This window comes from Candidatus Cloacimonadota bacterium (assembly GCA_020532355.1).
Lineage (GTDB): Bacteria > Cloacimonadota > Cloacimonadia > Cloacimonadales > Cloacimonadaceae > UBA5456.
This window is the reverse complement of the sequence record JAJBBD010000320.1, coordinates 1-7,491: the sequence shown is the minus strand read 5'-3', so window position 1 is coordinate 7,491 and position 7,491 is coordinate 1. Positions and strand designations below refer to the sequence as shown.

Genomic DNA, 7,491 nt, shown 5'->3' with positions numbered 1-7,491 from the left:
CATCAATGTGTTTTAGTTTAGTAAGATGTCCAATTTCGAGATCTGAAAGCATGTTGCCTCCTCAGGGCTTGATTGATGTAATAAACAATCTAATCTGCTTGTAAATTAAAGCAAACTTGGCAGAATAATCAAGCAAAGCTCTTGTGTATTATTTAGCAAATAATTAAAGGTGCAATTAGTTGCCTAATGTGATCTGATGATAAAGAGGTAAACTCAATTGTTAAACTCAATCTGAAAAAGTGTTGCTTCGGTAGGAGAGATTTTATAAATATATTCTGAGCTTTTGTTACAGAGAATTTTGCGTTATATAAAGCTTAGATCGGTGAGCTGTTGATTTATTTCTGCAATTATTTTTTAAATTGATAAATAATTTGCCCTTGGGTATTGACATATTCCCCGCCTTCTAAGTGTTTGTATTCATTATCATTTGGGAGTGTATCAATGAAGCTATTCCTCGGGATCGACATCGGTGCCTCCGGCTTTAAATATGGAATCGGAGATACCAAAAACGGATTACAGTGCTTTGACACGATCAGACTAAGCGAAAAAAGCCTGCAAAGCTTTCGTAGCACCTTTGCTCAGATCTTTAATCGGGTAAAAAAATGGAATGTTTGTGGTATCGGCATCGGAAGTCCTGGTACGCTAAGTTTCCCCGATGGCAAGATTGTGGGCTTAAATCCTAATCTGAGATTTTGGACAAACCTAAACCCCGCCGAAATTATCCCAGAAGATATTAACCTTCCAGTATTCGTAGATAATGATGCCAATCTTATGACTTTGGCAGAATCTGGTTTGCAAGATTGTGAGTTATGTGTGGGTATAACAATTGGCAGCGGTATCGGAGGAGGTATAGTTTATCAAGGATCAGTATTCCATGGTGCGCACGGTTTTGCTGCAGAAATTGGTCATACCATAGTATATCCTGAGGGTGAACTTTGTGCTTGTGGAAAGAAGGGATGTGTGGAGGCATATAGCTCTGTTGATGGTATTCGCCGAAGATTACAGGCGCTCAATTCACCCTATGCAGGAATGGCATTACCAAATCTGATCTCCTTGAGAAATCGTATTTCTGTAGTCAATAAGGTTATAGCGCTAGGTGAAGAAGCGATGATTCGTGCTATGGCAAATCTGTGTACAATCTTGGATCCCGATATTCTAATATTTGGCGGGGGGGCGATGGATTTGTCCCTGTATAATATTCCCACTTTGGAACAAGGAATCAAAGAATTGCTCCCCGAGGCAAACGCCAAGCATCTGAAATGTGTACTTGCCCGTTATGGTAACCGTGCTGGCGTAATGGGAGGCATCCAGATGTGCGAAAGAATGATGACAAAGGAATAAAACTTGCAAAAGTATTAACTATATGTTAAAAACTAAATGTGAGGTAACTATGAAAAGCAAGGTATTTATAATTATCGGTATCATGTTGCTGTTAAGTGTGGCTCTGCTGGCAAAAGAATTGGATGAATTGTACCGCTTCGACATTAGTCCCAACCCCATGAAGGATAAATGTGAGATTGCGTTGGCATACAACGGTGTAACGGATATCTCAATTGTAATTATTTCAGAAAAGGGCGATATCGTAAAAACTGTTTACAGTGGAATTTTGGACAAAACCGGATTCTATTCTTGGGACCGGACGGATACAAATGGGAATCTGGCACAAGCTGGTACTTATGTTGTAGAAGTAAGATTTCACAGTCGTTACACTTCTACAAAGAAGACCCTTATTCTAAAATAGCATTTTTTGTGGCAGAGTCTATGACGAAAGTATGTGAAAGGAAGTCCGCCCAGGGCTTTCTTTCATTTTTGGCTCTTACTTTGGATGAGGTGCTTCATCTGAGGTCAAATCGTAACCTAAGCTCAATGGTGATCTTGAGGCAAATCCTCTTTACTGGATATGAAGCGCTTCCACTGATAAGCTTTTTAGCTTTGGCAATAGGGGGCTTGGTAATATTGCAGGGCACAAATCTACTTTCGGGATTTGGGCAGGGCATTTGGGTACACATTGTTTTGGTAACAGTAGTGGTAAATGAACTATCAGGCATTTTAACTGCTTTGGTAGTAGTTGCTCGCAGTGGAACAGCAATCTCTACAGAATTAGGGAATATGAAGGTTCGGAGAGAGATAGATCTGATAGAATCTTTTGGAATATCGCCTATTGGCTATTTAGTGCTTTCCCGAATAATTGGAGTAGTAGTGGCAATGATAATATTGGTGTTATACTTCAATTTTGTGGCAGTATTAGGCGGATGGCTGTTTTCAAGGATGTTCAGCAATCTCGAGTTTGCTACTTTTATGAGTGAATTTCTCTCGGTGCTTAAGTTCTCTCATGTTATCTCGAGCCTAATTAAATCTACTGTATTTGGATTGATTGTCTCCACGGTTTCAACATACCATGGAATGAGCGTAGGTCATGCCAGCACAGAGGTTCCTCAGCGTACCATACGGGCTGTAGTTAGCTCGATTTTTGCCATCATTCTTGCCGATATGTTAATAACCTGGTTGTTTTGGATATTGAGATGATAATAGAGTTTAAGGATGTATGCAGTAAAGAAGGTTTACAGGGTTTGAGCCTCAAACTTTCAGTTAATGACGTAAGTCAGCTATACGATCCCAGCGAGAATCTTTCCCGAGCCATTTTGAACGCTATTATGGGCTTAGATGAAGTGCTTTCTGGAGGGATTTACATTGATGGAGTTGGCCTACCCCAATTTCTGGCTGCCGGCTTGCAAGCAAGCTTTTTTGGCTATGTATTCGACGAAGGCATAATGCTTTCCAATCTATCTTTATACGAGAACCTTATGCTGCCCATAAGATGGTTGCATCCGGATATGGATGACGATGAAATCAATACAAAAATCAAAGCCTTGATGACTTTGTTTGGACTAAACTTGGATTTGTCCTTTCGCCCGGTACGCTATCGAGCCGGGGATCTTAAGCTGCTTAGCTTTGTCCGTTGCCTGTTGATTGAACCTAAAGTACTGCTGATAGACGATCCCTATTACATACTAAACAAACGAGAACGTTCGGTACTATACAGGGTGCTAGGTCTGCTACGCGAGAAATACTCCATGCTTATTGCCAGTATCGACGATGATTTCGGCAGAGGTTTTGCAAACGAGATTATCGACTTAAGCGAATATCAAGAATACTTTATTATAAGTTGAGCATAGGTAACATCATACTTTTAGCAGGCGCCACACTAATTTACGCCAAGAAAAGATGATCAGAACCTAATATACTCCTCAGATATTGGCTAAAATCTGCGATACAAAGAAGCTACATTCCCAATCAAGCTAAGATCTCCATGCTCTTCAGGTTTAACCAAAATAGGCTTGTATTCTTCATTTATGGGCAGAAGAATTACGGTACGGGTTTTATGATCCATAGTCATCATCTTAAGCGTGATAGCGCCGTCGATGCGAACAGCGCAAATCTTACCGGAAAGCTTGTCCCAATCGTTACATTGGTTAATAACCACTATATCATCATGGCGAAGAGAAGGCTCCATGCTATGCCCATTAACTCTCAGACTTACAAAGTTGCCCGGAGTTCCCTTGATCTGTCCGCGCCGGATTGAGATGGTATCGGTTTGAGGATGTTTACTCTCAACCGGAGGTCCGGCAGCAATTTCACCCTGTACAGGAATATCTATTACTGCAGAATCAACCAAGTCAATCTTAGCCTTAGCGATCTCTTCCAAACTCTTATTAAGCATTTGCTGCAGAGTTTCCCAACCCTTGTTTTTGCTTTCTTCAAGTCCTTTTTTACTGTCCGAAAACATAGCTCCCTCTCCGGTTATAAGCCAATGTAAATCCACCCCATAAAGCTTCCACATTTGCACCATATTATCCAAAGAAGGATTGATCTTTCCGCTTTCCATTTGAGAAATAGCAGAAGGATTTAACTTCAGCTCTTTAGCGATCTCTATCTGTTTCTTCTTGAGTTCGCGACGCAGGGCACGTAATCTTTCACCGATCATAGCATTACTTCCTTAAATCAATTGTGTTTTAGTATTTATTCCACACGAACTAATTATGTTAGTGCCGCTTATCTTGTCAAGAATTATTTCTTGATTATCAAATCCGCCCAGATTCAAAAGCATGCTTACTCAAATTAATATTAGTTTACATAAAACAGTATTGGCAGTATTGATCAATCTTGCCAATTGTTTCTTCTAATCTCTTTACTAATAGCAAGTTCTATATTCCCGGTTATCAGGTAATCGTACCCTTCAGAAACGATATCACTTGAGTTTTTCCCTATGCTTTAAGTATACATTAAGGATAGTTTCTCCCGTGATACTGCTAATATTCAAGATGAAGGCAGATTGAATCAAACTTGAGAATAAGCCAATCGCGTGGGGATGGGATGTCATACAATGCGGTCATTGGCAGAAATGAGCAATTTATAAGATTCCTAGCATTGTATCCACAAGTGAGTATAGAATTTGCAACTAATTGATATTGTATAATATATGGATCAGCAAAAATCTCGTAAATGACATTTATGCTTGACACAATAGTGATTTGGATATATCAAGAAAAATAATCGTAAATGTATGAGCTAATGGAATTTGGCTTATCATAATCTAAGAGGTGTACTATGAAACGTATGTTATCTGTGCTTATTATTGTTGTAAGCGTATGTTTTTTGTGGAGCGATAACCTGTTGGCAAACTACGACTTCCAATACTCAGTCGGCAGTTACATATCAATTTCCGACGGCAGTACTTTGGGAAGCCCAAGTATGGATAGTCAGTATATAGTTTATCCGCTGAATCCGGCTGGAAGTGTTCAATATTGGACAGGCCCCGGATTTCCCATCGGATTTCAGTTTGATTTTGCCGGAGATACCTTCGACAGAGTGGGGGTTCATGTGGATGGTTGGATTTCATTGGGCAAATCATCGTTAGGCGAAAACGCTGTGGATATGCGCTCAACTGATATCAGCAAGCCCTTGAACACAATAATGGATGGGCAAGCAGATCAAAGTCTGGTGGCAAGAATCTCCGGGTTGGGCATGGATTTGCAAGCCCAATCTGGGTCAAATATCTATATCAAACAATCTGGCACAGCCCCTAATCGAGTGCTGACGGTGCAGTGGGAGCACTTAAGGAAAAAGAATAACGAAGGAGATTCGTTCAATTTTCAGATTCAGTTACTTGAAGCTGGAATGCAGATTAAGATTAATTATGGAGAAATGCAAGCGAGTACAACAAGTTCCTGTCATGTAGGGCTGAGGGCGGCACCGGTTATACCGGCTGGCAATTTTTCAAATCGGGTAGTAAGCAATGGTGGCGATTGGGCAACTTCCAATGCCGGAACCGATCCAGATGATCGAGTAGTATTTTCATCCGCACAACTTCCAGCGTTTGGAGCCTCATATATCTGGACGCCACCTGTTGGGCTTCAGTCAGATTTTAGGGGAGATATACTTTCTGGAACGGCTCCTCTCACTGTGCAATTTACCGATCTCAGCATAGAGGGAAGCGCTCCAATAACTTCGTGGCAGTGGGATTTTGGAGGACAAAGCAGCAGTCTGCAAAACCCTCAGATAAGCTTTACGCAGCCGGGTGTATATGATGTGACTTTAACAGTTGGAGATGGCATAAGCTATGCTAGTGAAACCAAATATGGATACATTCAGGTTCTGTCAGGAACTATTCCTGAAGTGAATACTACTATTCAGATGGATGGGAATGACGCCATTATAAGCTGGAATCATATATACGAAGACGAATACGGAAACAGCATCATACCCCAGTATTATTTTCTTTATTTTAATGGATCGGACGATGCTTTTGGTGACTATTATTTTTTGGCACCCATCGCTTATCCGGCTACAGAGTATCGGCACAGCGGAGTTGGTATGGGCGCAGAACACATGTTTTATCGGGTCACGGCGGTCTGCTTGGAGCCTTGATTGTGCTCTTAAAAAAAGCAGGATATTATTGCTTCAGTATTCTTCCCGTAGAATGGAAGTCCGTTCCTTCGATTCTATACAGATAAATGCCTGTAGGGCAAATCTTTCCCTGTGTATCTCTGCCGTTCCAGTTCATTTGCTTCGAGCGTTTGAGCACCTGTCCTTTAAGATTGTAGATGCTCAGTTCCAAATCGTCGCTTTTGGCTCCAGAAATGTGGAAGCTACAGGTGGTAGAAAATGGATTTGGTGAAGTGCTTACATGAACTGCAGCCGGGCTTTGAGATTCATCTTGGCTTGAGCTAGAAGGGCTGAAAGAGATGGGTACGCTGAGAAAGGCTTGGTCAAAAACGAATCGGATCTTGCCATGTACGATTTCTCGGAGGGGAATTGTGTGGCTCAACGTAAGATTCAGGACACCCATGGCATCAATGGTAATCGGCAAATCCACCGAAATCTGCCATTCATCCGCATTCAAGCCGTCCTGATAAAGTACATCCAATAAGGTGAGTTCAGTATCGGAAAGATTTACAAGCTCGATATTTTGGGATTCCCCGGCTGACATTGTTATCTGCTCGGGAAGGCTCAGCACTGTCGTTGTGGGACTCAGATCTACTACGGCGCCTTCTACTACGGTTAGTCCATAGGGCATTTGCTCCGGCAGCGAGTACCAGCCGTTGTATTGCCCACCCCAACCGAAGTTTAGGTGAAATAGTCCCTCATCGTTGAAGCCATCCACTACCACGTTGTGCCCTGCATCCTGGGTGGGAGTTACCATTGCCAGATGCACGGGAATACCATCGGATAAATCGAACATCATGCGTACATAGAGATTGGGGTGGTCAGGACCCAAGAGATTGGCGCGCGCAAAGCCAAATCTTTGATAGGCGGCGAATGCCTGATTTACAGATAGAGTGCCGGAAACTTGAGATGAATATATCTGCTGTAAAGCTGTACCGCAAGCAAATACCAACGCAGCCTGCAAGCTGTCGGACAGGTTCTGTTCATAATTAAACGCCATGTTAATGCGGTCGAGATAATCGTTGAGAGAGAGAAAGGAGGGAAATCTCAGATCGGCAAAATCATCATCAATCATGTAGTTTCTGCCGGAAAAGGAGTGATAATAATCATCTGCGTTGGTAAGGCGGGTACAGTTTAGAGTTTTTAGATAATTTATTATTTGTCCCATAGCAATGGCAGGGCAACCTGCTACACTGCGAGTATTGCTAATGGGATCTATGGGGCACATCCTGTTCCAAGGAGCTGTCTGATTCCAAGTTGAATTCATCAGATATTCATTTCTCATCGATATGCTTTGCGGATTTTTTTCTAGTTCCTGCCAGGCATCTTCATGTGAGTAGTCTGCCCATTGGAGTCTGAAAGTAAGATCTGCCACAAGTATTTGTTGCAAGGGATTGACAGGGTCTTTGGAATCGTACGTGGAATCCCATGAATATGCCATTAGAGGGGGCAATTCGCTTTGGGCAGAAATCACTAGATAGCCGGTAGGTTTAAGAGTGTAGACAAAAGCGAGAGGGGTATCTTCGTTTTTTAAGGTAGTCTTTT

Annotated in this window: 7 protein-coding genes; 5 read left to right on the top strand and 2 right to left on the bottom strand. The window is 41.9% G+C overall.

Features of this window, described 5'->3' with window-relative positions; all coding sequences use genetic code 11:
- Positions 1-441 precede the first annotated feature (441 nt).
- From LHW48_11010 to LHW48_10995, 4 genes are read left to right on the top strand one after another with little or no spacing between them, the layout of a single operon-like run.
- Complete coding sequence (locus tag LHW48_11010) at positions 442-1,341, top strand: ROK family protein (GenBank protein MCB5260976.1); 900 nt, start codon at positions 442-444, stop codon at positions 1,339-1,341.
- 49 nt (positions 1,342-1,390) lie between these two features.
- A complete protein-coding gene (locus LHW48_11005) occupies positions 1,391-1,741 on the top strand; it encodes a hypothetical protein (GenBank protein MCB5260975.1) in 351 nt (116 codons plus the stop codon).
- Between the two features lie 20 nt (positions 1,742-1,761).
- Entirely contained in the window at positions 1,762-2,526 is a 765-nt protein-coding gene (locus tag LHW48_11000) for an ABC transporter permease (GenBank protein ID MCB5260974.1), read from the top strand.
- Positions 2,523-3,170: a hypothetical protein gene (locus LHW48_10995; protein ID MCB5260973.1), complete on the top strand. Its 648-nt coding sequence runs from the start codon at positions 2,523-2,525 to the stop codon at positions 3,168-3,170. The genes LHW48_11000 and LHW48_10995 overlap by 4 nt, the downstream gene beginning before the upstream one ends.
- Positions 3,171-3,259: 89 nt before the next feature.
- On the opposite strand, the gene LHW48_10990 is transcribed toward LHW48_10995, so the two are convergent.
- The gene (locus LHW48_10990; GenBank protein ID MCB5260972.1) at positions 3,260-3,985 is read right to left on the bottom strand and encodes an XRE family transcriptional regulator; all 726 of its coding nucleotides are present in this window, start codon (positions 3,983-3,985) and stop codon (positions 3,260-3,262) included.
- 623 nt (positions 3,986-4,608) lie between these two features.
- Between LHW48_10990 and LHW48_10985 the strand changes: the two genes are divergently transcribed.
- Positions 4,609-5,928 carry a PKD domain-containing protein gene (locus LHW48_10985; GenBank protein MCB5260971.1) on the top strand — a complete coding sequence of 440 codons (1,320 nt, stop codon included), beginning with the start codon at positions 4,609-4,611 and terminating at the stop codon, positions 5,926-5,928.
- A 25-nt stretch (positions 5,929-5,953) separates the two neighbouring features.
- Here LHW48_10985 and LHW48_10980 read toward each other — a convergent pair.
- The coding region (locus LHW48_10980; GenBank protein MCB5260970.1) for a C10 family peptidase at positions 5,954-7,491 on the bottom strand (1,538 nt) is incomplete at its 5' end.

Bases quoted from the DNA above. Each gene is read 5' to 3' on its own strand.
- LHW48_10995 (MCB5260973.1), top strand. From the start codon at position 2,523: ATGATAATAGAGTTTAAGGATGTATGCAGTAAAGAAGGTTTACAGGGT.
- LHW48_11000 (MCB5260974.1), top strand. From the start codon at position 1,762: ATGACGAAAGTATGTGAAAGGAAGTCCGCCCAGGGCTTTCTTTCATTT.
- LHW48_10985 (MCB5260971.1), top strand. From the start codon at position 4,609: ATGAAACGTATGTTATCTGTGCTTATTATTGTTGTAAGCGTATGTTTT.
- LHW48_10990 (MCB5260972.1), bottom strand. From the start codon at position 3,985: ATGATCGGTGAAAGATTACGTGCCCTGCGTCGCGAACTCAAGAAGAAA.
- LHW48_11005 (MCB5260975.1), top strand. From the start codon at position 1,391: ATGAAAAGCAAGGTATTTATAATTATCGGTATCATGTTGCTGTTAAGT.
- LHW48_11010 (MCB5260976.1), top strand. From the start codon at position 442: ATGAAGCTATTCCTCGGGATCGACATCGGTGCCTCCGGCTTTAAATAT.